The organism is Acinetobacter sp. P8-3-8, assembly GCF_000214135.1.
GTDB lineage: Bacteria > Pseudomonadota > Gammaproteobacteria > Pseudomonadales > Moraxellaceae > Acinetobacter.
In genome coordinates this window covers 19,838-43,975 of the sequence record NZ_AFIE01000030.1, presented here as the reverse complement: position 1 = coordinate 43,975, position 24,138 = coordinate 19,838, and the positions used below count along the sequence as shown (strand labels likewise).

The 24,138-nt window shown below is 37.3% G+C and carries 25 protein-coding genes and 1 pseudogene; 21 read left to right on the top strand and 5 right to left on the bottom strand.

What is annotated here, in order from left to right; genetic code table 11:
• Positions 1-416: pseudogene (locus GGG_RS21045) on the top strand (hypothetical protein); the annotation flags it as partial.
• A 67-nt stretch (positions 417-483) separates the two neighbouring features.
• On the opposite strand, the gene GGG_RS21545 reads toward GGG_RS21045, so the two are convergent.
• Both GGG_RS21545 and purL read right to left on the bottom strand, forming a co-directional pair.
• Entirely contained in the window at positions 484-612 is a 129-nt protein-coding gene (locus GGG_RS21545; protein ID WP_264650127.1) for a KGW motif small protein, read from the bottom strand.
• A 456-nt stretch (positions 613-1,068) separates the two neighbouring features.
• Positions 1,069-4,902 (bottom strand): phosphoribosylformylglycinamidine synthase, encoded by a 3,834-nt coding sequence (gene purL / locus GGG_RS0112535; protein ID WP_010115359.1) that lies wholly within the window; start codon positions 4,900-4,902, stop codon positions 1,069-1,071.
• Between the two features lie 959 nt (positions 4,903-5,861).
• Here purL and GGG_RS0112530 point away from each other — a divergent pair.
• The 7 genes from GGG_RS0112530 (at position 5,862) to lpxO (ending at position 12,183) form a co-directional block, all read left to right on the top strand.
• Positions 5,862-6,956, top strand: coding sequence for a radical SAM/SPASM domain-containing protein (locus GGG_RS0112530; protein ID WP_029574573.1), 1,095 nt, complete (start codon positions 5,862-5,864; stop codon positions 6,954-6,956).
• A gap of 22 nt (positions 6,957-6,978) precedes the next feature.
• Complete coding sequence (locus GGG_RS0112525) at positions 6,979-7,197, top strand: hypothetical protein (RefSeq protein ID WP_010115356.1); 219 nt, start codon at positions 6,979-6,981, stop codon at positions 7,195-7,197.
• A gap of 220 nt (positions 7,198-7,417) precedes the next feature.
• Entirely contained in the window at positions 7,418-7,930 is a 513-nt protein-coding gene (locus tag GGG_RS0112520; protein WP_010115354.1) for an SMI1/KNR4 family protein, read from the top strand.
• Between the two features lie 80 nt (positions 7,931-8,010).
• Positions 8,011-9,351: a deoxyguanosinetriphosphate triphosphohydrolase gene (locus GGG_RS0112515; protein WP_010115353.1), complete on the top strand. Its 1,341-nt coding sequence runs from the start codon at positions 8,011-8,013 to the stop codon at positions 9,349-9,351.
• A gap of 120 nt (positions 9,352-9,471) precedes the next feature.
• Positions 9,472-10,074, top strand: a complete 603-nt coding sequence (gene ruvA, locus GGG_RS0112510; RefSeq protein ID WP_010115352.1) for a Holliday junction branch migration protein RuvA — start codon at positions 9,472-9,474, stop codon at positions 10,072-10,074.
• Between the two features lie 17 nt (positions 10,075-10,091).
• Entirely contained in the window at positions 10,092-11,096 is a 1,005-nt protein-coding gene (ruvB, locus tag GGG_RS0112505; RefSeq protein WP_010115351.1) for a Holliday junction branch migration DNA helicase RuvB, read from the top strand.
• A gap of 181 nt (positions 11,097-11,277) precedes the next feature.
• Positions 11,278-12,183 carry a lipid A hydroxylase LpxO gene (gene lpxO / locus GGG_RS0112500; RefSeq protein WP_010115350.1) on the top strand — a complete coding sequence of 302 codons (906 nt, stop codon included), beginning with the start codon at positions 11,278-11,280 and terminating at the stop codon, positions 12,181-12,183.
• A gap of 160 nt (positions 12,184-12,343) precedes the next feature.
• On the opposite strand, the gene GGG_RS19770 is transcribed toward lpxO, so the two are convergent.
• Together GGG_RS19770 and GGG_RS0112490 are read right to left on the bottom strand one after the other, a co-directional pair.
• The gene (locus tag GGG_RS19770; RefSeq protein ID WP_010115349.1) at positions 12,344-13,219 is read right to left on the bottom strand and encodes an arylamine N-acetyltransferase; all 876 of its coding nucleotides are present in this window, start codon (positions 13,217-13,219) and stop codon (positions 12,344-12,346) included.
• A gap of 112 nt (positions 13,220-13,331) precedes the next feature.
• Positions 13,332-13,916, bottom strand: coding sequence for a hypothetical protein (locus GGG_RS0112490; protein WP_010115348.1), 585 nt, complete (start codon positions 13,914-13,916; stop codon positions 13,332-13,334).
• A gap of 245 nt (positions 13,917-14,161) precedes the next feature.
• Between GGG_RS0112490 and ybgC the strand changes: the two genes are divergently transcribed.
• The 8 genes from ybgC to pal all read left to right on the top strand — a co-directional run bounded on the left by ybgC (position 14,162) and on the right by pal (position 20,146).
• Positions 14,162-14,569 (top strand): tol-pal system-associated acyl-CoA thioesterase, encoded by a 408-nt coding sequence (gene ybgC, locus GGG_RS0112485; RefSeq protein WP_010115347.1) that lies wholly within the window; start codon positions 14,162-14,164, stop codon positions 14,567-14,569.
• A 23-nt stretch (positions 14,570-14,592) separates the two neighbouring features.
• Positions 14,593-15,291: a protein TolQ gene (tolQ, locus tag GGG_RS0112480; RefSeq protein WP_010115346.1), complete on the top strand. Its 699-nt coding sequence runs from the start codon at positions 14,593-14,595 to the stop codon at positions 15,289-15,291.
• On the top strand, positions 15,291-15,743 hold the full coding sequence (gene tolR, locus GGG_RS0112475) for a protein TolR (protein WP_010115344.1): 453 nt from the start codon (positions 15,291-15,293) through the stop codon (positions 15,741-15,743). The genes tolQ and tolR overlap by 1 nt, the downstream gene beginning before the upstream one ends.
• A gap of 3 nt (positions 15,744-15,746) precedes the next feature.
• Entirely contained in the window at positions 15,747-17,027 is a 1,281-nt protein-coding gene (tolA, locus tag GGG_RS0112470; protein WP_010115342.1) for a cell envelope integrity protein TolA, read from the top strand.
• Positions 17,028-17,109: 82 nt separating this feature from the next.
• Positions 17,110-17,538 carry a hypothetical protein gene (locus GGG_RS0112465; protein ID WP_010115340.1) on the top strand — a complete coding sequence of 143 codons (429 nt, stop codon included), beginning with the start codon at positions 17,110-17,112 and terminating at the stop codon, positions 17,536-17,538.
• 148 nt (positions 17,539-17,686) lie between these two features.
• Positions 17,687-18,127, top strand: a complete 441-nt coding sequence (locus GGG_RS0112460; protein WP_010115338.1) for a hypothetical protein — start codon at positions 17,687-17,689, stop codon at positions 18,125-18,127.
• Positions 18,128-18,228: 101 nt separating this feature from the next.
• On the top strand, positions 18,229-19,512 hold the full coding sequence (gene tolB / locus GGG_RS0112455) for a Tol-Pal system beta propeller repeat protein TolB (RefSeq protein WP_010115337.1): 1,284 nt from the start codon (positions 18,229-18,231) through the stop codon (positions 19,510-19,512).
• A gap of 64 nt (positions 19,513-19,576) precedes the next feature.
• Entirely contained in the window at positions 19,577-20,146 is a 570-nt protein-coding gene (gene pal / locus GGG_RS0112450; RefSeq protein WP_010115336.1) for a peptidoglycan-associated lipoprotein Pal, read from the top strand.
• A gap of 194 nt (positions 20,147-20,340) precedes the next feature.
• Here the strand turns inward: pal and GGG_RS0112445 are convergent, their stop codons facing one another.
• Positions 20,341-20,526 carry an NF038105 family protein gene (locus GGG_RS0112445; protein ID WP_010115335.1) on the bottom strand — a complete coding sequence of 62 codons (186 nt, stop codon included), beginning with the start codon at positions 20,524-20,526 and terminating at the stop codon, positions 20,341-20,343.
• A 174-nt stretch (positions 20,527-20,700) separates the two neighbouring features.
• On the opposite strand from GGG_RS0112445, the gene GGG_RS0112440 reads away from it, so the two are divergent.
• The 5 genes from GGG_RS0112440 (at position 20,701) to GGG_RS0112420 (ending at position 24,040) form a co-directional block, all read left to right on the top strand.
• Positions 20,701-21,675 carry a class 1 fructose-bisphosphatase gene (locus tag GGG_RS0112440; RefSeq protein ID WP_010115334.1) on the top strand — a complete coding sequence of 325 codons (975 nt, stop codon included), beginning with the start codon at positions 20,701-20,703 and terminating at the stop codon, positions 21,673-21,675.
• 102 nt (positions 21,676-21,777) lie between these two features.
• Positions 21,778-22,554 (top strand): RNA methyltransferase, encoded by a 777-nt coding sequence (locus GGG_RS0112435; protein ID WP_010115333.1) that lies wholly within the window; start codon positions 21,778-21,780, stop codon positions 22,552-22,554.
• 155 nt (positions 22,555-22,709) lie between these two features.
• Positions 22,710-23,324: an RNA polymerase sigma factor gene (locus tag GGG_RS0112430; RefSeq protein ID WP_010115332.1), complete on the top strand. Its 615-nt coding sequence runs from the start codon at positions 22,710-22,712 to the stop codon at positions 23,322-23,324.
• Complete coding sequence (locus GGG_RS0112425) at positions 23,317-23,643, top strand: hypothetical protein (RefSeq protein WP_010115330.1); 327 nt, start codon at positions 23,317-23,319, stop codon at positions 23,641-23,643. The genes GGG_RS0112430 and GGG_RS0112425 overlap by 8 nt, the downstream gene beginning before the upstream one ends.
• The gene (locus GGG_RS0112420) at positions 23,633-24,040 is read left to right on the top strand and encodes a DUF3106 domain-containing protein (RefSeq protein WP_010115328.1); all 408 of its coding nucleotides are present in this window, start codon (positions 23,633-23,635) and stop codon (positions 24,038-24,040) included. The genes GGG_RS0112425 and GGG_RS0112420 overlap by 11 nt, the downstream gene beginning before the upstream one ends.
• The last annotated feature ends 98 nt before the right edge of the window (positions 24,041-24,138 follow it).

Below are 24,138 nucleotides of genomic sequence, written 5' to 3'. Positions count from 1 at the left end.
GTGAATTAGGTTTTGAAATTCTTGGTATACTAGATCAAACATATCTAGAAAAACAAGCACGTATGATTTATCGCTCAACGAAGCTGTTTAAAGACAAAGAAATTTCTAAACAAGAATTTGACAAATATATTTATATCATTACCAAATTAAATAATCATTTAATTTCACTCTTTGAAAGCTATTATCAATCTGGTAAAGATATAAAAGCAAACCCTATAGCGCTTCCAGATGACAAGTTAGCTAATGCAATTGCAACAACTTCATATTTCTCAAACCCAAATATGGATTTTATAAGTTTTGGGTTTATGCGAGAGGAACCACAACAAGCTTATATTGGGGCAGAGTTACTACCAACAACCCAATATATTAGAACTCCACAATTTTTTGAGTTCTACTCTAAAATATTTAAAGATTAAGATTTTTTCTATATAAAATACTGTCAAAATTAAACATGTATTAGTTTTTTACATATTCAAAAATTAATCAGTAGCCTATAAAATAAGCAGAAAAAATCATCAATATTTGCAAACTTAAAACCATACCAAACCATTTCCATCCTTTATGGCGCATGGCAATACGATCAACACTTGAATAATTGACTGTTCTTATCATTTTATCACCTCATTCTTGCTACATTATGGAACATTGTTGGGGCAAAACATAGATCTTTTAATAGACAATATAGGATAAGCAATAATTAAACCAACGCTTTAACTGTAACTAAAATTATCTTAGCTTCATCAATATAATTAACTTGATATAAATTAAATTGCTTTTGTTTTATTTAATCATACATTGTTCGGCTATCGCGTGGCGGCATGGATGCCGCCGTTGGGTGGGGATATAGGATGTATCCCTCGCCCAACAAAGGATTTTTGTCACTTTTCATCCCTGAAAAGTGAGGCATCAGCTGCGCAAATTAGTTTAATTATTCAACCCAATATAAGGCTATACTCACTTTATGATGCTATCTCACAATAAAGGATTACATCACAACTTCTTCTAGGGTGAATATATTCAAAATAAAAAAGCCCCTTTCGGGGCTTTAATCGATTAAATCTGTTCTAATTAACCGATAAACTTACGTGCATTACGGAACATACGTAACCATGCACCATCTTCAGTCCATTCTTCAGGTTTCCAAGAATGCTGAATTGCACGGAAATTACGCTCAGGGTGCGGCATCATAATTGTTGCACGACCATCTTTCGACGTCACACCAGAAATCGCTTCAGGTGAACCATTCGGGTTTAACGGATATTGTTGAGTTTCATTACCTAAGCTATCGACATAACGTAAGATTACTTGATTAGACGCATTCAACGATGCAAAGTTTTCAGCAGAAGCTTCTGCACGACCTTCACCATGTGCCACAGCGATAGGTAAAATTGAACCTTCCATACCTTCTAAAAGAATCGATGGAGATTTTTCAACTTTAACATTCACAACACGTGCTTCAAACACTTCTGAAGTATTACGGCGGAAACGTGGCCAGTTATCTGCACCCGGAATAAGTGGTGCAAGCTGAGCCAACATTTGACAACCATTACAGATACCCACAGAGAAAGTATTGTCACGGTTAAAGAATTTCTCAAACTGATCACGTAGTTTTGGATTAAACAATACAGATTTAGCCCAGCCACCACCAGCACCCATGACATCACCGTAAGAGAAGCCACCACATGCAACTAAACCTTCAAAATCGTCTAAATCTACACGACCAGCAAGAAGATCACTCATGTGAACATCGACTGTGTTAAAGCCAACTTTATCAAATGCTGCTGCCATTTCGACATGACCATTGACACCTTGCTCACGTAAAATCACCATGTTCGGGCGACGTTCATTGATATACGGCGCTTCAACAGGTTCATTTAAATCGAATGTTGGTAAAGCGATAATACCTTTATGCTTGGTGTCTGTGATCAATGCAAATTCAGAATCCGCAGTTTCTACGTTGTCACGTAAGCGTTGGATTTGATGCGAAACTCCTGTCCACGCTTGTTGTAATTCTGCACGATTCAACACCAAACCATTGACAGACAATTGGTCAGAATCATTTACAGTACCAACAACACTGATTGCTTCTCTCAAGCTTGAAGTCGCAACTTCAGCTTTTAAGCTCGTCCAATCTGCTTGGCTAATCTGTAATACTGCACCAATTTCTTCAGCGAATAAGCTTTCAGTCGTTTGATCTTCTAAAGCAACACCTAAACGTGAAGCAAACATCATTTCTGCAACAGTTGTTAACAGGCCACCATCACCAATGTCATGATACGCCTTGATCAAGCCACGGTTGTTCCAGTCTTGTACCAATGCAAAGAATGCTTTGAAATCGTCAAAACTATCTACATCAGGTGTGACTGAGCCAATTGCTTTATACACTTGCGCAAGGATTGAACCACCTAAACGGAACTGACCTTTTGACAAGTCGATACGTACCAATACTGAATCTTCATTTTTCAATTCAGGTGTCAATGTTTTACGTACATCTAATACTGGTGCAAATGCTGTAATCACACCTGACATTGGCGAAGTTACAGCTTTATCTTCACCTTCATCATTCCAAGTAGTACGCATTGACAATGAGTCTTTACCCACTGGAATTGCAATACCTAAAGCTGGACACATTTCCATACCGATGGCTTTTACGCCTTCAAATAAGGCTTGGTCTTCACCTTTTTGACCTGCTGCTGCCATCCAGTTCGCAGACAATTTAATGTCACTGACCTGTTCAATATTGGCACACATGATGTTACTAATCGCTTCTGCAACAGCCAAACGTGCTGAAGCAGCAGGATTCAACAATGCCACAGGTGGACGTTCACCCATTGCCATTGCTTCGCCTGTATAACCTTGTAAGCTTGTTGTCGTTACCGCAGCATCTGCTACAGGAACTTGCCAGCGTCCAACCATTTGGTCACGTGCAACCATACCTGTAATAGAACGGTCGCCAATCGTAATCAAGAATGATTTAGATGCAACTGTTGGATTTTTAAGTACACGGAAAATCGCATCTTTTAAATCGACTTGTGATGCATCAAAAGCATCCCCTTTGCGCTCTATTGTTTCATATGAGCGGCTCATACGAGGTGTGCCACCAAGCATGACTTGCATTGGCATATCAACAGCTTTGTTATCGAATAATGGATCGTTCACTGTCAATTGACGTGCTTCAGTGGCTTCACCAAGTACAGCAAATGGGCAACGTTCACGTGCACAAATAGATTCAAATAATTCTAAAGAGCTTGGGTGAATCGCAAGTACATAACGCTCTTGAGCTTCATTTGACCAGATCTCCATCGGAGACATACCAGGTTCAAGCGATGGAATTTTACGAAGGTCAAGAATCGCACCTAGTTCGTGATCATTCACAAGTTCAGGCATTGCATTGGAAACACCACCCGCACCGACATCATGTACAGATACGATTGGGTTGAAATCTTCCATTCTCCAACACGCATCGATAACTTCTTGGCAACGGCGCTCCATTTCAGGGTTTTCACGTTGTACAGATGCAAAATCTAAGTTTTCACCCAATTTACCGCTATCTACAGAAGACGCTGCACCACCACCTAAACCAATAAGCATTGCAGGACCACCAAGAACGATAAGTAAATCGCCTGGTTGAATCGCATCTTTTTCAACATGGTCAGGACGAATATTGCCATAACCACCTGCGATCATGATTGGTTTGTGGAAACCTTTCACGTCACCATTCACATTTTGTTCGAAAGTACGGAAATATCCATTGAGTGCAGGACGACCAAATTCGTTGTTGAATGCTGCTCCGCCTAAAGGCCCTTCAATCATAATTTGAAGTGGAGAAGCCATACGAGATGGTTTACCGTAGTTCTCTTCCCAAGGTTGCTCAAAACCGGAAATATTTAAGTTTGAAACCGTAAAACCGGTTAAACCTGCTTTTGGTTTACCACCACGACCTGTCGCACCTTCATCACGAATTTCACCACCCGAACCTGTTGCAGCACCAGCAAATGGAGCAATTGCAGTTGGGTGGTTATGTGTTTCCACTTTCATCAAGATATGAGCAGCTTGGCTTTTGTATTTATAAACGTGATGACCAGTAGCTTCATCTTTTTTCGGATAGAAACGTTGTGTGTCAAAACCAACAATCACTGATGCATTATCTTTATATGCTGACAATACGTCTGTCGGTGATTCTTTATAGGTATTTTTAATCATTTGGAACAATGACAATGGCTGTTTTTCACCATCAATTGTCCATTCAGAACCAAAGATTTTATGACGACAATGCTCAGAGTTTGCTTGAGCAAACATCATCAATTCGATATCGTTTGGATTACGACCTAATTTATTAAATGCAGCCGTTAGGTAATCAATTTCTTCATCTGACAATGCAAAACCAAACTCAGAATTGGCTTTAACCAAAGCGTCTTTACCCTGACCTAAAATATCAATCGAGTTTAGAGGTTTTGGTGCTGTTTCTGAGAATAATGCAGTAGCGTCATCAATTTGATTGAATACACTTTCAGTCATGCGGTCATGTAAAACTTGTTTTACTTCATCAGATACTTCTGTAATACCTTTTAAAGTAAACAAAACACCGCGTTCAAGGCGGTGTATTGGTGTATTACAGTTGGCAAAAATATCAGTCGCCTTAGATGACCACGGAGAAATCGTTCCCACACGTGGCGTGACTAAAATTTGCACTTCATCTTTTGCAGCCTGACGAACTTGGAATGTAGTTCCGTCATTTAAAAGCTGTAAAGCAGATTGCTGTTGTTGCTCGTTGAGCGCTTGGTCAAACAGATAGACCCATTGGCTTTCTATTGATTGAACAGAACTGATAGACGATAAACGTGTTAATAGTTGTGTTTGCTTAAAAGAAGAATGTGCGGGTGCACCGGCAATGATAAACATGCTGTTTTTGGCTCCACGGGCAGGTTTAGCTAACCTACCTCAATGTGACTTGAAGAGAGCGCATATTCTACTGTGAAAGCAGATTTTCAGCTAGTCATATCCACTTTAAAAATGGGAGATTTTTTTCATGCAAGTACTTGCTTTTACGCTCATTGCTTTAATTTCAATGTAAATAGTAACAAATATTTAGCAGATACGACTGTTGACTACGCTCAATCGGTGGAAAATTTCAGGTTTTGAATCAGGAATCTCATCAATAGGCAACATAGTCACTGTAATTTAATTCCAACTCATCCTATTCAGCATTTCCTTTAACCAATGCATCTATATGTAATAATCAAAAATCACTAAATATTTAAAAGAGAACTTAAAATAAAACTGCACTTATAACTACAAAAGTAAAAAAATCGAAATTAAGAATAAAGCATAAATATTTATAAAATATATTATTTTAAAATTACCACTTATTTTCTTATCTCAAATCTGAATATTTCTAAAACCCGCCTTATTGCAACAAATAAAATATAATCATAAATTTCATTAATTTGAAATTTCATATTCACCCATTCAAACTATTAAATATAAAATAATGTTTTAAAACATAATTATAAATATTTTTAAATTTTCCTTAATTTTAAATTTAAATAAAATCAATAAATAGGTGTAATTTTAACAAACAGAAATACAAATCAATTTAATTAACCATAGCAAAACATAATGTTAAATCTAAAAAATAGAAATTAAGCAAAAATAAAAACTAGAAAATAAAATATTATTAACATAAATCATCATTTTTATTAAATATAACAGATGTTTTAAAACCCATTAAATAAACTAAAAATATAATTTTATAATTTCAAAAAACTATATCAACCATACAATTAAATAACATGCATTCAAAATAAATAATTTAGTTTTAATTACTGCCTATAAATACGGCAATTTAAGTCAGAATAATGATGAAAAAGCTTAAACTCAAAGAATGGATCCCAACTGAAGTACATGATTGGGAAGGAAAAGAAAATGATGTCTTAGTCCTTAATTACACGATGCAATGTGCTTTAGCATGTGATTTTTGTTGTTATGGATGTAATCCTAAACGTAAAGAAAAAATGCCCTTTGAATTGGCAGAAAGGCTAATTCGGGAAGCAGCTGATCTCGATACATTTTCATCGGTTGGGTTTACAGGTGGTGAACCACTACTTTTCCCCGAGGAAATCTGTGCTTTGGCCGATGTACTTTTTGAAGTCAATCTACCATTTACAATCGCAACTGCTGCTCATTGGGCAATCGATGATGATTATTCTAAAACGTTATTGGGTTATTTAAAAAGTAAAGGATTGATCAGACTGAATATCAGCCATGATCCTAGCCATATGAAGTTTGTAGACAAAGCGATTGTAATGAATGCAGTTCGTGCTGCCAGTGAATTAGGCATCGCAACTTATGTTGTAGGGACTTTCGATAATATTCATGAATCACTCGAATCCTTTTTACCTGAAGCTCTTGATCTACCCAAAGTGTCTTTATTGACTAAATACGTCGCAAAAGTCGGAATGGCAAAAAAATGGGACATCACCCAACAGCTTTATGGATTGTCCTTGGACACTGAAGATCTATGTTGTTATCGCAGAGTGAATCACGACATTGTTATTTGGCATGATGGTTCAGTTTACCCATGTTGCTCTACATTTAATCGGGCAACACCCGGTATAAAAGTCGGCAATGCGAACAATATGTCTTTGCGTGAAATTTGGGAAAAAATAGAAGGTTCCCTGCTCTTTCGCATTATGAAAAGGCAAGGTTTTGGGGAGTTATATTCAATCCTAAAAAGCCGAGCACCACACTTATATACGCAACTCCCTCAGGCTCAAAACGTTGTTGGCCCATGTAGCTTATGCAATGCTATTTTTAAAGATAAAGCAATGTGTACTGAGATTTTGCAAGTTATTTCAGAGTATGAGAAAGAAAAAGTATCTCATGCACTTGAAATCGTCGTTGAGTTATTAGGTATAGACAAGGCGACGTCTGTAGTAGAAGAAATCATAACTTAGTGTTTTTAAAAGGAATAGAATAATGAATGATATGAAATCCTTACAAAAGAAACTTGAAACGAATCCTGTTGCTCGGACTCGGTTTCTTGCTGATCTATTAGGGACACTAGAACGTAGTGGTGTTGATATTCAAGACCCTAAAGTTCTTGAACAGCTTAATTTAAACCTTGATTTACGTGACGGGAAAAAATTTCTGGATGGACTCAGAGCAACCACCAATATTATTACGATTGTTGGTTAGTTTTCTGAGTTTTATTTTAATTTATAACCTTTTAAACAATAAACAGCATTATTTTATGCTGTTTATTGTTAATTCATTTCAAAAAATACCCTTGGGCGACTAGATTTTTCTTACTTTAAAATAATAATGTCATTAAACTTACATAAAATTTCAGGCATATTATTCAGACATCATTTTCAATATTCTTTTTCAAATAGATTGAAACACTAAATGGATTAAAATGTATAAAGAACTTATTGCAAACACTCAAAACCAATATTTATTTCCAAAGAATAATTCAAGTATTAGCTCTGATCTAGGTTTTAGATGTCTATTTCATCATGGCGTAGAAGCCTCGCAATTATTAAAATTTAACTTCCCTAATGAACTCAATGAGTTTTTCAAACAATCAAATGGTGCATATCTATTTCAAGATGCAACATATGGTCAATGGGGTTTACATCTACTTGATTTGCATCTAATTCAAAGAATTACAGCTGAGTTTTTTGAGAATAGATACGATGACGCTTTAACTGGTGACCGTATTATTGGTGAATTTTTAGGTGATGGTGAGAAACTTTTAGTAAGGCTTGATCCAAGCATAGCGGATTTTGGAACAATCATAATTGTTTGCCCCATTTCACCAAGGAATGAATGGCAAATTATTGAAATGAATTTTTATGATTTCATCATCAATTATTTTCAGAATAATGGCGAAAAGTATTGGGAAATCCAAAACTATAAAATTGATTAAGACAACTTATGTCGCTCTCCCCTAGTACATTTCCACTAAATTTGGCATCATACCAATAAGCAATAACTGAATAACGATAAATGACTCAAATGCGTTGGTTAGAACTCCTTTCAACAGTTCGAATTGGGAGTAAAAAACAAAATACAGAACAGGCACGTAGCCCATTTCATAAAGATTATGATCGCATTATATTTTCACAAAGCTTTCGACAGTTAAATCGTAAAACTCAGGTTCATCCGTTGACACAACATGATGGTATTCATACCCGTTTGACTCATTCTTTAGAGGTTTCCTGTATTGGACGCTCATTGGGGATGTTGGCTGCGGAAAAAATTAAAGATGAATTACCTGTATGGATTTCACCTGCCGATGTGGGTGCAATCATTCAAGCAGCATGTTTAGCCCATGATATTGGTAATCCACCATTTGGACACGCAGGTGAATATGCGATTCGAGAATGGTTTGATGATGCCTCACATACAGATTTTCTTAAAGATCTGAGCCCCGAACAACAAGCTGATGTACGCCAATTTGAAGGCAATGCACAAGGTTTAAGACTACTTACCAAAATTGATTACCACCCAAATGATGGGGGTATGCGCCTTACTTACGCAACGTTAGGGGCTTACTTAAAGTACCCTTGGCTTTCAAAAACGATTGAATCACAAGGTGATACACCTGCAAGCAAACGTGCAAAGTTCGGTTGTTACCAAGCAGAGAAAGATGTACTTAAACAAATTGCAGATCAGCTTGGGCTCATTCAGCTTGGTGAATATCATTATTGTCGTCATCCACTGACCTATCTATTAGAAGCTGCGGATGATATTTGCTATGCACTGATTGATTTAGAAGATGGCATTATTTTAAATATGTTGTCTTATGAAGAAGTTGAGCCGATCTTTCTCGATTTGATTGGTGACTTTGGAATACCTTCTGAGCTCAGTACGCCTTATACCACGTGGCAACAAAAAATTGCTGCATTGCGTGGACGTGTGATGAAACGTTTAGTCGATGAGGTTACAACGGCTTTTGCACGACACCATTTTCAAATTTTATCAGGTCAATTAAAAGGCTCATTACTACAATATTGTTCTGAAGACATTGAAATTGGGATTGATCGTGCTAAAAATCTTGCCCGTGAAAAGATTTTTGAACATCCACAGAAATCTGGTTTAGAAATTATTGCCCATCAAAGTTTGCAACATATCTTAGATGCATTTATTCCTTTGACCACACCCAATAAAACGCTAAGCTTTAAGGATGGTCGACTCATGTCTATTTTAGAGCGTTTTGGGGCACGTTTTAGTGATGATCACTATGATAATATTATGCAAGTTTTAGATATTGTCAGTAAATTTTCAGACCATCAGGCCTATAATTTAGCGCAAGAATTACAAGGCAATAAAGTTGGTTTCTTTTAAATCATCCAAATCCTTTTGAGTATGGATCACGCCTAGTTTTCGTTATACTCAGATAACTCAATAAACAAACTAAGTTTCAGAACAGCTTAGTTTCACAATTTTTAGAAGTGAACAATATTCATGATCGGATGTCTTATTGGTGAAGTTTTTGCATTAGAAGCGCCAACGGTACTGTTAAATGTAAATGGTGTGGGTTATGAAATTGACACCCCTCTTTCAACATTTTGCCAATTGCAAAAAGGTCAAAAAGTTACTTTGTGGACACATTTAGCTGTTCGTGAAGATGCTCAACTTCTTTATGGATTTTCGAACGCACAAGAAAAAACCATTTTCCGTACTCTTTTGAAAGTAAACGGTGTTGGTCCAAAAATGGCTTTGGGTATTCTCTCGACTTTAAGTGTAGAGATGCTCATTCATACGGTTGAACATGAAGATGTAAATACCCTCGTCAAAGTGCCGGGAGTTGGTAAAAAAACCGCTGAACGTTTAATGATTGAATTACGTGATCGTTTTAAAGCGATGTCATCAGGTACAATTTCAGGTAACTCAACGGTTGAGCAAATCCAATTTACAGGTAATTCTGCCGTTGCAGAAGCTGAAGCAGCCTTGCAATCTTTAGGTTATAAACCTTTAGAAGCCCAGAAATTAGTCAATGCTGCTAAAGGTGATTTTACTGAAGCCAGTGATATCATTCGTGCTGCACTTAAATCCATGAATAAATAAGATAGATTAAGACAATCATGCAAGATCGTTTAATCAGTGGTTCTGAAAAACCAGAAGATCATTTTGATCGTGCCATTCGCCCGACTTCACTCGATGACTATATCGGTCAGCCTGTGGTTCGTGAACAAATGGAAATTTTTATTGGTGCGGCACGTGGTCGTGGCGAGGCGCTAGATCACACTTTAATATTTGGCCCACCAGGTTTAGGTAAAACCACTTTGGCCAATATCATTGCACGTGAAATGGGTGGAAATCTCAAATCAACTTCTGGCCCTGTTTTGGAACGTGCAGGTGATTTAGCTGCAATGCTCACCAATCTTGAAGAAGGCGATGTTTTATTTATCGATGAGATTCATCGTCTTTCGCCCGTGATTGAAGAAATTCTCTATCCTGCAATGGAAGATTACCAACTTGATATTATGATTGGTGAGGGCCCCGGAGCACGTTCGATTAAATTGGATTTGCCCCCTTTTACACTGGTTGCAGCGACAACGCGTGCAGGCTTACTTACCTCACCTTTACGTGATCGTTTTGGGATTGTACAGCGCTTAGAGTTTTACTCAGTTGAAGATTTAACTCATATTGTTGCTCGTTCTGCTTCGTTAATGGATGTACCAACCACAGCAGATGGTGCTTTAGAAATTGCCCGTCGTGCTCGCGGAACACCACGTATTGCCAACCGTTTATTACGTCGTGTACGTGACTATGCGCAAGTGAAAGGCACAGGTGAAGTCACTCAAGAAATGGCGCAACGTGCTTTAGATATGTTGAATGTCGATAAAGATGGTTTGGATACTTTAGACCGCCGTTATTTATCCATGCTTTTAGAGCGTTTCGATGGTGGTCCTGCGGGTGTAGAAGCTTTAGCGGCGGCTATGGCAGAAGATTCAGGCACACTAGAAGATGTGATTGAACCTTATTTAATTCAGCAAGGTTATGCAATGCGTACAGCCCGTGGCAGAATTGCAACCAATCAAGCTTATTTACAGTTTGGAATGACTCCGCCTGAGCCAAAAAGTTAAATCATAGATGAAGCATATTGAGGAATATGGAATAAATCATATTCCTTTAAAATACAATAACTAAAATTATTAACGCCTTTTTACACCTTAAAATTATTATTTTCCTTAAAATATTCAAACTTTTTTTTAAGAAAAATACGTTAAAATTATTGTTCCCTTTCGAACGTCATCAACCAAACTTATGTATGCAATTGTAATTATTCTCATCTTTATACTGAGTGTCTTATACGCACATTTAAGAGGTAAGGAAAAATTAAAATTCTCACGTCAACTGTTTGATCACTCTACATTTTTAGGCCCAGTAAATATGTTTATGACTGGTTTTTCCAGTCTCCCAAATCGAGCGTTTTTTGACACTAAATCTTTTCCTGAATTACAACCATTGCAAGACAATTGGGAAATGATCAGAGATGAAGCCATTGTGTTACAAAACCAAATTAAAGCCGCAGAAAGCAATAATGATGCTGGCTTTAATACTTTTTTCAAACGTGGTTGGAAACGCTTTTATTTAAAATGGTACCAACAAAGCCATCCATCAGCGCAACAGCTTTGTCCAAAAACCGTGGCTCTACTTGAAAAAATTCCAAGTGTAAAAGCAGCAATGTTTGCAGAATTGCCTAATGGTAGCTATCTAGGAAAACATCGTGATCCTTATGCAGGTTCCGTGCGTTATCATTTAGGTTTAAAAACACCAAATAGCGATGCTTGTTTTATTGAAGTTGATCAAGAACGTTATAGTTGGCGTGATGGTGAAGCAACGTTGTTTGATGAAACTTTTGTGCATTGGGCTGAAAACAAATCTGGTGAAACACGAATCATTCTATTTTGTGATATAGAGCGACCAATGAAATGGAAATGGGCTGAAGCATTCAACTCATGGTTTGGTCGCAATGTGATGTCTGCGGCAAGCTCTCCCAATGATGAAAATGACCATACGGGATTTATCAATAGAGTTTTTAAATATGGTTATGCAGTTCACGCAAAAGGCCGTGAAATCAAAGCTAAAAATAGAAAACTTTATTATTTTTATAAATGGCTACTGTTTGGCTTGATTATATTATTGATATTACTCCCAAGTTTGATATAAAAATCAGAATTTATCTATTCATGATCTTTTTATATAGTGATTTTATGCAGTAGAAAGATCGTGAATGATTTAAGCCAAGCTTTATCAAATTGTTAAACTTGGCTTTTTTTAGCAAAATAAAATCAACTTATGTCTACAAATAAAAAGACCTAACAAACTTTTATATTGATAAAAGATTATTTTTTCTCAGTTTTTGAACAGCATCATCAAAATTTAATGCCTTTAGGTTCAGTTTAAAAATAGAAACCAAAACATCCTTTAATTCATCAGTATTCTTCATCGTTTGTTGCCTAACCTGATTATTTTCGCTGTATACATTGAGAACACCATTACTAAAATTATAGCGCTCTTGTCCTTTGACAATGGATAATATTAAATTTTGAGTAAATGGACACTTTGGATATGTAGACATAAACCAATTTGCGATTTTGATATCAGCATCAGCAGCGAGCTGCTCAGGATTAAAGGCATAGACATTATCCCATTGTCCAGAAATACAGACTTGCAACATATATTTCATATCTAACAATGCTGAATCTACTACCCCACTATCTGCGACTGGTATAAAGCGAAAAGGTTCATTTAAAGTTTCTTGTGAAGTTTCCAAAGACTTTAACGACAGCACTTTTGTTGGTGTCATTCCGCCAAAACCAGGGTCAAACAGATATAATGAATCATCCAATCGAACAACAGTCACTAAATGCGTTTTCCCTGGAGATTCTGTAGGCTGATTTTTATAATAAACACGACATAACACATTAAATGCATTGTATCCCAATTCATTTAAAACATGTTTCGCTAAGATATTATGTTCAAAACAATAAGCTTCTCGACCTTGTATTAAAATCTTTTCACTTAATGTTGTAATATCCAACATTACACTTAAACCTAGAAATGGATTAAAATTACCAAACGGAATATTTTGTACGTGTGATGCTAGCAATTTGTTTAAATTTTCTAGTGTTGGTTCAAGCGATACATCAAAAAAGCCTAATTTTTGTAAATACAATCGTGAAATATTATTCGTTGTTTCCATTTTGAAAATTTCCTTTATTGATTCTCGTTAATTATTTAATGGAGCATAATTTAGTAAGGAGAAATTAACTTCTCAAACTCGTCATACGCCAATATTAGGCTTATCCTTAATATTAACTGCTTGCAATAATTCTAATATCCTCAACTAAAAATAATTCACAAGCACCACTGCCAGTATCTTCACGAGACAAAGAACTGCGCCATGTCCAACCATCTTGTGAACTCACTTCAACAAGCTGACCTTTTAAGTAAATTAAATCATCCTGATCCACTTTAGCGATTTGTTTTGCAATTTCTTTATTTGCAGGAATGATGTGCATATTTGCACTGTGTGTTTCAATTTCTCTAATATCAATAGGTGGTGTATTTTCATAACGCCAATAATACCAACGATTACTTTGTCGAATTGAAAGTTGTTTATAAACCTCAGGTTCTGCCATTTTCCCCCACCCTAAAGCGAAGTCTACTGGGCTAATTTCAGCTTCCCGACCAACACTATAATTTTCACGAGATAAAACTCTAAACTCTCCTTCAAAAACAGATAAGTTTGTCATGGTGAATCCATCAAAAGTTTTGACTTGTTCAGTGACCTCCCGATAATTCGGAGCATCCATGACACCACTATTGGGTTTTAGCCAATGTGTCCAAACCCAATACCCCAGCAATACACTAATCAATAGATAAAAAAATCGTTTCATAAGATATTTCTCAATTTCTATATTTATTAATACTTTGAAATATTGTTTAAGTAAATGAGCATTGAATAAAATATTTCAGCGTAAAACGAATTGACACCTTGTGCCATTGGACTGAAAAATTAGAGTGCTAAACTGCCACGCATTATATAACTTGAATATGAGTGGAAATATTCATTTTCTCTCAGAAGCGTTTCCTCAGTTCAAGTGATGAATCAGCAAATTGAATTAAGAAGTAGGTCAGCATCATGGCGAACAAATTTGAATTTCAACTTCGTGTTTATATTGAAGATACCGATGCTGGTGGTATCGTATATCATGCCAATCATATCCGTTTTATGGAACGTGCTCGCACCGAGTGGTTACGTGCATCTGGTATTGACCACTATTGGCATCAAAAAGATTACAATTTTGTGGTGCATAAAATTGCATTGAAATATTCTCGCCCTATACTTATGGACGATCTTATTACTGTTACAGCAAGTGTAGTTTCATGTAAAGCTTCGTCATTTGTATTGCAACAAAATATATATCGTGGTGAAATCATGCTTGCTTCTGGCGAGGTGGAATTGGCATGTTTAAGTACTGACATGAAACCCCGCAGAATTCCTGACGAAATCCGTGATTTAATTCTTCGAGAATTAGCTCACGAATAAAAATACTATTGGCACATGTAACTATGGCAACACAACTAGAATCTTCTCTACACATCTCTGATTTAATTTTACAAGCGAGCCCTGTGGTTCAATTGGTCATGCTAGTTTTAGTACTGGCGTCTGTTTTTAGTTGGTATTTGATTGCCAAGTTACATATGGGCTATAAACGTGCAAGACAAGGAGATAGTCATTTTCAAAAAATCTTCTGGTCTGGCGCTGAGCTCAACACTTTATATAACAATGCTCAACTGAATTCTAAACGTGATGGTTTAGAAGATATTTTTTATCAAGGTTTGAGTGAATTCTTAAAACTCAAAAAGCGTAATGCTGATATTGCACCCCGAATCGAAGGTACAGAACGTATTCTACGTGTCGGTTTAAGCCGCGACCAAAGCCGTTTAGAACAAGGTTTAAGTGCTTTAGCCAGTATTGGTTCAGTTGCACCTTATGTCGGTTTATTTGGTACAGTTTGGGGCATCATGAATGCTTTCATCGGTTTAGCCCAAGTAGATCAAGTCACACTGGCTACCGTCGCTCCGGGTATTGCCGAAGCTTTGATTGCAACAGCGATTGGTCTTTTTGCTGCAATTCCTGCTGTATTGGCATTTAACCATTACACAGCTAAGGGCGAAGAAATCTATTCAGATCGTGCATTATTTGCAGAAGAAATGGTGGCGCTATTACAACGTCAGTCTGTGGGTACTACACAGGAAGCTGAATAATGGCAATCCGACGCTCAGGCAGTTTTGACCGTATTAAAAAACCTTTAAAAAGTGATATGAATGTCGTTCCATATATCGACGTGATGTTAGTTTTGTTGGTTATTTTTATGGTTACAGCGCCGATGATTACCACTGGGGTAAAAGTCGATTTACCACAGGCCAATAATAAACCACTTTCTTCTCAAGATGAGCGCCCCGCAATTGTCACTTTAGAAGCTGATGGAACCATCAAACTCGAAGATAAAGCACATAAAAATGATGCGATGACACTTGAAGAGTTAAAAGCTGTATTGATTGAGAGTCAACAACAGGCTGAAGCTGACAAAAAACAACTCACTGTGTTAATTAATGGTAGTGAATCACGCCCTTATGGTGAGATCATGAAGTTGATGTCAACACTTCAAGATGCTGGTTTAAGCCAAGTTGGGTTACTGACTGAGCCTGTAAAGTAAGTTATGAAAAATATTCAAAAGCCGCAATCTAAAGAAAAAGCGATTGCACTTGGGTTCACCTTTGGAATCCACATGGTGGCGATAACTGGCTTACTTTTTCTCGGTTTAAGTAAGCCACCTGAACCACCTAAGCAAATTAAAACAGTGCTGATAAAACCTGAAGACTTACCACTACTCGAAGCAAAACCTTTAGAGCAAACGGATTCAGAAGAAACGGCGGATACTAAAGTTGCTGAGCAAGTTAAACAAACGGCTGAACCCAATCCAACTGCGCCAGTAATTCCTGCTGAAAGCAAACCCAAGCCAGAAGATATGAAAGCTGCCGAAATGAAAAAGGCGGCTGAAGAAGCAAAAGCGGTAGCACGTCAACAAGAGGCTGCGGCTGCGCAAATGGCTCAAGAAAAAGCAGCCAAATTAGCGCAAGCTAAAGCGGATGCCGCTGAAAAGGCAAAACAAAAAGCTGCAGAAATCATGCAACAAGCGAAAGCGGATGCTGTTGCAAAAGCTGAAGCTGCTGCCAAAGCAAAACAAGAAGCCCTTCAAAAAGCCAAAGCAGATGCCGCTGAAAAAGCACATCAACTCAAGCTGAATGAACAAGCAAAACGTAATGCGGATGCCGCAGAAAAAGCACGTCAAGCTAAAGCGGACGATGTTGCAAAGGCAAAAGCTGATGCGGCGAACAAAGCCAAAGCAGATGCTGTTGCAAAAGCAAAAACTGATGCGGCGAACAAAGCCAAAGCGGACGCTGCTGCAAAGGCAAAAGCTGATGCAGCGAACAAAGCCAAAGCAGACGCTGCTGCAAAAGCAAAAACTGATGCAGCTAACAAAGCCAAAGCAGACGCTGCTGCAAAGGCAAAAACTGATGCAGCAAATAAAGCCAAAGCAGATGCTGCTGCAAAAGCTGATGCAGAAGCTAAACGTAAAGCTGACCTAGCCCGTGAATTGGATGAGGAAAAAGCATCTGCGGCTGAAAAAGCTAAAGAAGCTGCTGCCAATAAAAAAGCAGAAGCAAGAAAGATTGCATCTTCTGCAAAACGTGACTTTGAAAATAAAGTACGTAATGCATGGCGTATGCCAGCAGGTTCATCTGGTCAAAAAGCGACTGCTCGAGTCACATTAACTGAAAGTGGTGCTGTTGCTTCTGTGATTGTGAATGCTTCTGATCCAGACGTTAAAGCCAGTGTTGAACAGGCTGTCAGAAGTGCTGCACCGTTCCCAATGCCATCCGATCCCGATGCAAGACGTGAAGCACGAAGTTTTAGCGCTTCATTTACAGTGAAGTAAAATACTGAAATGAATATTTTAAACCCTGCTTCGGCAGGGTTTATGCTATTTTGGAGTTGTTAGCGTTTCAGGAACAATAAAAATGTATGGGAAAATTTTTAGTTTAATCAGCCTACTAGCTTTATCTTCTGCTACTTTTGCTGAGAATGAACAAGCTATAGAAATACAGAATCAACAAAATATAGTACTAAGCAATGAGCCAACAATATCAGCAATTCCAGCGCCTAAAAACGACACCCTGTTTGCTTCTTGCTCCTACCATAATTTTCAAAAAATAATGAAAAATCTAAAACTTCCTGAGACAAATGCTGAGTATCATTACGATCTCGTTGTGGAGCTTAAAGAGGATGGTCGAGTAAAAAGCATTCAAATCAATGGAAGGAACAATGACATCATTGTAAAAGCGCTTAAAAAAGCGATTTATAAATCAGCACCTTTTGAAACCGTAGCCGATGAATCTAAAGCCCATTTGTGTAACAAGATTGAATTTAGTTTTCTAAATAAATATTAACTTGTTAAATTTCAGATCATTATCTTTATATACGCTTAGAATTTACAATTCCAAGTCAAACAATGATTTGAAATCGCTTTCAGGTTTATCCCGAATTTGAAAGCTTTATGTTATGTTAGATCTGTTAGCGTTTTTGGGGACAATAAAAATGAATTGGAAAATTTTCAGCTTAATCAGCATACTCACTTTATCTATTCCTGCTACTTTTGCAGAACAAGCTACAGATACACAGAGTCAACAAAAATTAGATTCATCAGGTGAGCCTTTAACCGTCACTCACCTCCCATTGACACTAATTAATACACCTCAATTACTCACTTGCCATACCAATAATTTACAGAAAATTATGGATAATCTAAAATTACCCTTCACCGCTTCCAATCAAAATCTACAGGTGCTTGTTGAATTTAAAGATGATGGAAAAATTAAAAGAATTCAAACCAATGGGCGCAACAATGACATTACTGTTCAAGCAATAAAAAAAGCTATTTTTAAATCTGTGCCATTTGACATGCCTAAAGATGAAAGCAAAATTCATCTTTGTAATAAAATTGAGTTTGTTTTTTATAGCGAAACTAAACGACTTTAATCTTTTATACATAATTACATGCTTTATATAGATTAAAATTATCTCTTTATGCTACAAAGCTATGCATAGTTTAAAACCAATATTTGAGTACATGAAGTCCAATGAAAATCATGCCTAAACAACTATTAGGATTAGCAATTATTGCTGCACTGAGTCCTGCACTCATTACCACCTCTTATGCACAACTCCATTTGGAAATTGCCAAAGCGCCTGAATCTGCACCTAAAATTGCGATCATTCCCTTTAGTAATGATCAATCAATTTATCCAGTGGTGGAACAAGATTTAAATCGTTCGGGTCGTTTTACCAGTGCATCGCAAAATCTTCCTGCCACAGCATCTATTAACAATGTGAATGCTGAAGCATGGAAAGCTGCGGGTGTTCCTTATGTAGTGCTTGGTGAATCGAAAACCAATGCAGATGGCTCTCTTTCTGTTCATTATCAATTGTATGATGTTGAAAAGCAGAAATTCTTACTCAATGAATTGCTTACCGTTCCTGCATCACGAGTACGCTCTGCTGCACATATGATCAGTGATGCGATTTATCAAGCTTTGACAGGTGTTCAAGGTGATTTCAGCGGTCGAATTGCTTATGTACTGCGTAATCCTGCAACACCTGAACAGCGCTATACGCTACAAATTGCAGATACAGATGGTGAGCAACCAAAAACCGTTTTAAGCTCACGAGATCCAATTCTTTCCCCTGCTTGGACACCTGATGCGAAAAAAATCGCTTATGTGTCGTTTGAAACCAAACGTCCTGCGATTTATGTTCAAGATTTAGCAACAGGTCAACGTGAGAAATTAGCCAGTTTCCGTGGTTTAAACGGTGCGCCGAGCTTCTCGCCTGATGGCAAATCAATGCTATTTACAGCTTCTATGCATGGTAATCCTGAGATTTATCAGATGGATTTAGATTCACGCCAAGTGAAACGACTTACCAACGATAGCGCAATTGATACAGAAGCACGTTATGCACCAGATGGAAAATCATTTATTTTTACCTCTGACCGTGGTGGATCAGCTCAAATTTATCGTTATAACTTTGCAGATGATTCAACAAAACGCTTAACTTTCCGTGGTGCATTTAATGCTCGTGGAACACTAAGTGCAGATGGTAAATATGTTGCATTGGTACATCGTCCATCTGGAAGTAACTACAAAGTTGCAATTCAAGAAATTTCAACAGGAATTACCAACATTCTCACGCCAACGAGTTTAGATGAATCACCAAGTTTCTCTCCAAATGGACAAATGGTGGTTTATGCGACACGTGAAGGAAGTCGTGGCTTATTGGCAATCATGTCTACAGATGGCCGTTTCCGTATGAATTTACCAAGTGAACAAGGTGAAGTACGTGAACCTGCTTGGGCACCAAAGTAATACCAAAACAATCGTTTTTATGCTCAAAATCGTGTTAATTTAAAATGAAGTCATGGAGATTAAAATGAATTCGATCAAATATTTAGCTTTACCGTTATTGGCTGTAAGCCTTGTGATGACAGGCTGTGCAAGTCGTAAGCCTGCTGCAACCGTTGAAACTGGAACCAATCCAAATGGTGCAACAACAGTCAATACCAATGGTTTAAGTGAAGATGCTGCATTAAATGCTCAAAACTTAAATGGTGCTTCATCTAAAGGCGTAACTGAAGCAAATAAAGCATTTTTAGCAAAACGTGTTGTTCATTTTAATTATGACAGTAGTGATCTATCAAATGAAGATTATCAAACTCTTCAAGCACATGCTCAATTCCTGATTGCCAATGCAAATTCAAAAGTTGCTTTAACGGGTCATACAGATGAGCGTGGTACTCGTGAGTACAATATGGCTTTAGGTGAACGTCGTGCCAAAGCTGTTGAAAGTTATTTAATCACCAATGGTGTTAAATCAACTCAGCTTGAAGCAGTGAGCTATGGCAAAGAAATGCCTATTAATGCAGGACATGATGAAGCGGCTTGGAAAGAAAATCGTCGCGTAGAAATTAACTACGAAGCTGTACCGCCATTATTAAAATAATGTCAAAGTCATATTTCTAAATTATTGATAAATGCTCAATTCAATTGGGCATTTATTTTTTGTTGAGAATAGTCAAAATAGTCTTAACTTTGTTTGAAAATATTCTCCTTATATATTTCAATGCAGATTCAATTTAATTTTCAAAATAATTCTGTAAAGAAACGTCCTTTGATCAATAAAGCCTTTTTAATTCGCTAAGCCTTTGATTCATCAGGTTTGTGGCTTTGCATAGATTCAATCATATCGTGCTTATTGAATTCTTTGAATTCAGGCTTTGCTTCATAATCCTTCCAAGCATCTTTCACATTTTCAGCACTAATTTCTTTTAAATCAATGCCTTCGCTTTCCGTTGGAGTCGCATCAAACTTTGCCGTTGTCATGTTAGTACTCCTTATTCCATGGTTTATAAATTTAACATAACACTTTATAAAATACTTTCAAGGGTATTTTCACGACAAATAACACAGGATAATTTTTATTTTCTGTCGAACTCATCTAAAATGGTCGCATTCTTTAATTTGATAGAATTTTATTGCTTTTGGAGCACCACTGATATGTCATATCGCACCCTATCCCAATATTTAGAACAACAACAAGGGAACTTAACAACTGAACTTGCTGATGTTATTGAAACGATTGCCAATACATGTAAAACCATTGATCAGGCTTTACAAAAAGGCGCTTTAGCAGGTGTATTAGGCAGCGCACAAAACGAGAATGTTCAAGGCGAAGAACAAAAGAAACTTGATGTTATTTCAAATGATTATTTAATTGATGCTTTAAAAATCAATAAAAACGTGGGTGGTTTAGCTTCTGAGGAATTAGATGACTTCACTCCTGCTCAAGGAAATGGTAAATACCTTGTATTATTCGATCCGCTTGATGGTTCAAGCAACATCGACATTAATATGTGTGTGGGTACGATCTTCTCAATTCTTCCTGCAAAAAATGCAGTGACAAAAACTGAAGATTTCATGCAAGCAGGTACTCAACAAGTTGCAGCAGGCTATGTACTTTATGGCCCATCGACAATGATGGCTTTAACAGTAGGTGCTGGCACAGTATTCTTTACATTTGATCCTGAAACTCAGCAATTTTTACTCACATCTGAAAATATCCAAGTTGCAGCAGATACCAAAGAATATGCAATTAATTCATCAAATGAACGTCATTGGGAAGAACCTGTAAAACGTTATATTGGTGAGCTCATCGCAGGTAAAACGTCTGTACGTGAAAAAGACTTTAATATGCGTTGGGTTGCATGTATGGTGGGCGATATTCATCGTATCCTTTGCCGTAGCGGAATTTTCTTGTATCCATACGATACCAAAGATCCGAAAAAAGCAGGTCGCTTACGTTTAATGTACGAAGCAAATCCAATGAGCATGCTCATGGAACAAGCAGGTGGCGCTTCAACGACAGGTCGTGTGCGTATCATGGACATTCAACCGACTGAATTGCATCAACGTGTGCCTGTAGTGATTGGTTCTAAAAATGAAGTTGAATTAGTCACAAGCTACCACAACTAATCCATAGCTTTTACTCCCTATGCTCTAGTTTAGAGGGAGTACATCATTCAGGGGTTGTCGCATTTTGCACAACCCCGACTTACTTTTTATGGATGCACTCCCATGCCTACTATTTTCCTAGAATCAAAAGACAATCCAAAAATTAAACACTTACGTGGTTTAATTGAACAAAATACCTATCGTAAAAAACAAGGACAAACCGTACTTGAAGGCACTCATTTGAGTCTAGCTTGGCTCGAAAAAGGTCGTAAAATCAACTCAATTTTCACCACTGAACATGCTTTAGACCATGAAGATTTGGGTGAGATTATTGACCAATATCAAGGTGCTGTTTTTGTGATTAGTGAATCTTTATATAAAGATTTAAGCACTCTAGGGACTACCCTTGCCTGTTTGGCCATTGTTGATCTTCCTAGCTCCACTCAAGCACTAAACTTCAATGAAGACACGTTGATTCTGGAAAATGTTCAAGATCCAGGTAATGTTGGCACATTATTGCGTTCAGCAGCTGCCGCAGGGATTGAGCAAGTTGTATGTACTAAAGGCTCTGCATCACTTTGGTCACCTCGTGTCCTTCGCGCAGGCATGGGCGCACATTTTTCATTGCAAACTTATGAAAATGTCGTGCTTGAAGACATTATCAAACAGTTTAACATTCCTGTTTATGTCACTAGCTCACATGATTCAGAAAGCTTATATTCAAAAAATCTGCGTAAACAATGCGTTTGGATTTTAGGTAATGAAGGTCAAGGCGTTTCAGAATTTGCTTTGAAATATGCTGAATCTGTAGCTATTCCACAACCGGGTGGTCAAGAGTCACTCAATGTTGCAGTTGCAGGCTCAATTTGTTTCTTTGAAATGGTTCGTCAACGCCTATAACGTTAAATTATTTTAAATATTGCCCGTTATTGGACAAAATCATTTAAACTGAAAAAATAATTGATTTACATGTCAACCCAAACCATTTTTTAAACGTTATATGTATACGAATTTAAAATTATGGTGGGTACCCAATGACGGGATTTTCCATCTCTATGGACTTAGCACCAAAGAAGTCACAGTCTGAAATAGCAAGTGTTCAATCGAGCACGGCTGAGCAGCGCCTGAGATTTTTTATGCATGATGTAACAGGTCGTGCATTAGTGATGATGGAAAGTGCAACTCAGGGACACAATGGCATTGCCATGGATTTAGTACAGGAAGCATTTATTTCCTTACATAAATCCTATTCAGAGAAATCGACTGAAGAATGGTATCCATTGTTTTACACCATTTTAAATAACAAGTTACAAGATTGGCGTCGCAAAGAAGCAAGACGTGCTTCCCCTTTTTCTTTATTCCGTAAAATTGATTTAGATGGTGACGATGATGAAGCCATGGATATTGTGGATGAGTCGACACCCAATCCACTGCAATTTTTAGATCAACATGTAACAGTTGAAGAAATACAGGAAGCGATTAGTCAATTACCCACACGTCAGCAACAAGCTTTTATGTTACGTGCTTGGGAAGGGTTTGATACTCAAACTACGGCGTCAATTATGAATTGTACTGAAGGTAGCGTAAAAACCCATTATCACAGGGCGATCCAAGGACTGAGAGCTTCGCTATCACACTTAAATCCTTATGGAGGTTCATCGGATGAATAATGATGATTTCACCAAACAAGTGACTTCTAAACTTGATGGACTTGCACATAATCATCGCAATAAAGCTGTAGTGATGAATAATGTGTTGGATCACATTGAAAACAAGTCTAAGTCTCGTTATGGTACGTGGAAAATGACTGGCTTTGCATTGGCTGCTGCGATCACAGGTTTTGTGGTGATTCCAAATGCTTTTGATGTTTCAAATGAGCCACATAATCAACAACAAGTTATTGTTAGTCCTAAACTTTCACCACAAATGATGGAAGATTTAGACATGTTATCTGTATTTGGTGAGGATAAGAATACCCATGGTAGCTAGAAAATTAGCTTTGGCTTTTTGCGCTATTGGTTTTCTACAAACGAGTTTTGCTGGTTTTGAACGTTTTTGGATTTTTTCCAAAGATGCGAATACTCAAGTCAATGAAACATGGGATAATTTATCTGAGGACGAACAAAAAGCCCTCATTAAACGCTATCAGAATTTAAAAGAAATCCCTGCTGATCAAAATAATACTTTGCAACAACGCATGGATTGGTTTACTCAACTTCCTGAACAAGATAAACAAAAAATGCGTGAAGTTTGGCAACAAATGAGCACGACTGAACGCAATGAGTTACGCAAAAAAATGCAGAAAGCTTCAACTTCTGAGCAACGTAATGAAATACGTGAAGAATATATGCAAAAATATCAACCAACGACTGTGGCTTCTCACTAAATCATTCGATCCAAATATTTAAGAAGCCCCTTAAGAAATCATCAGCCTCTTTTGAGGCTTTCTTTTTTGAAATACATTAAAAAGATCTGTTTTAATTT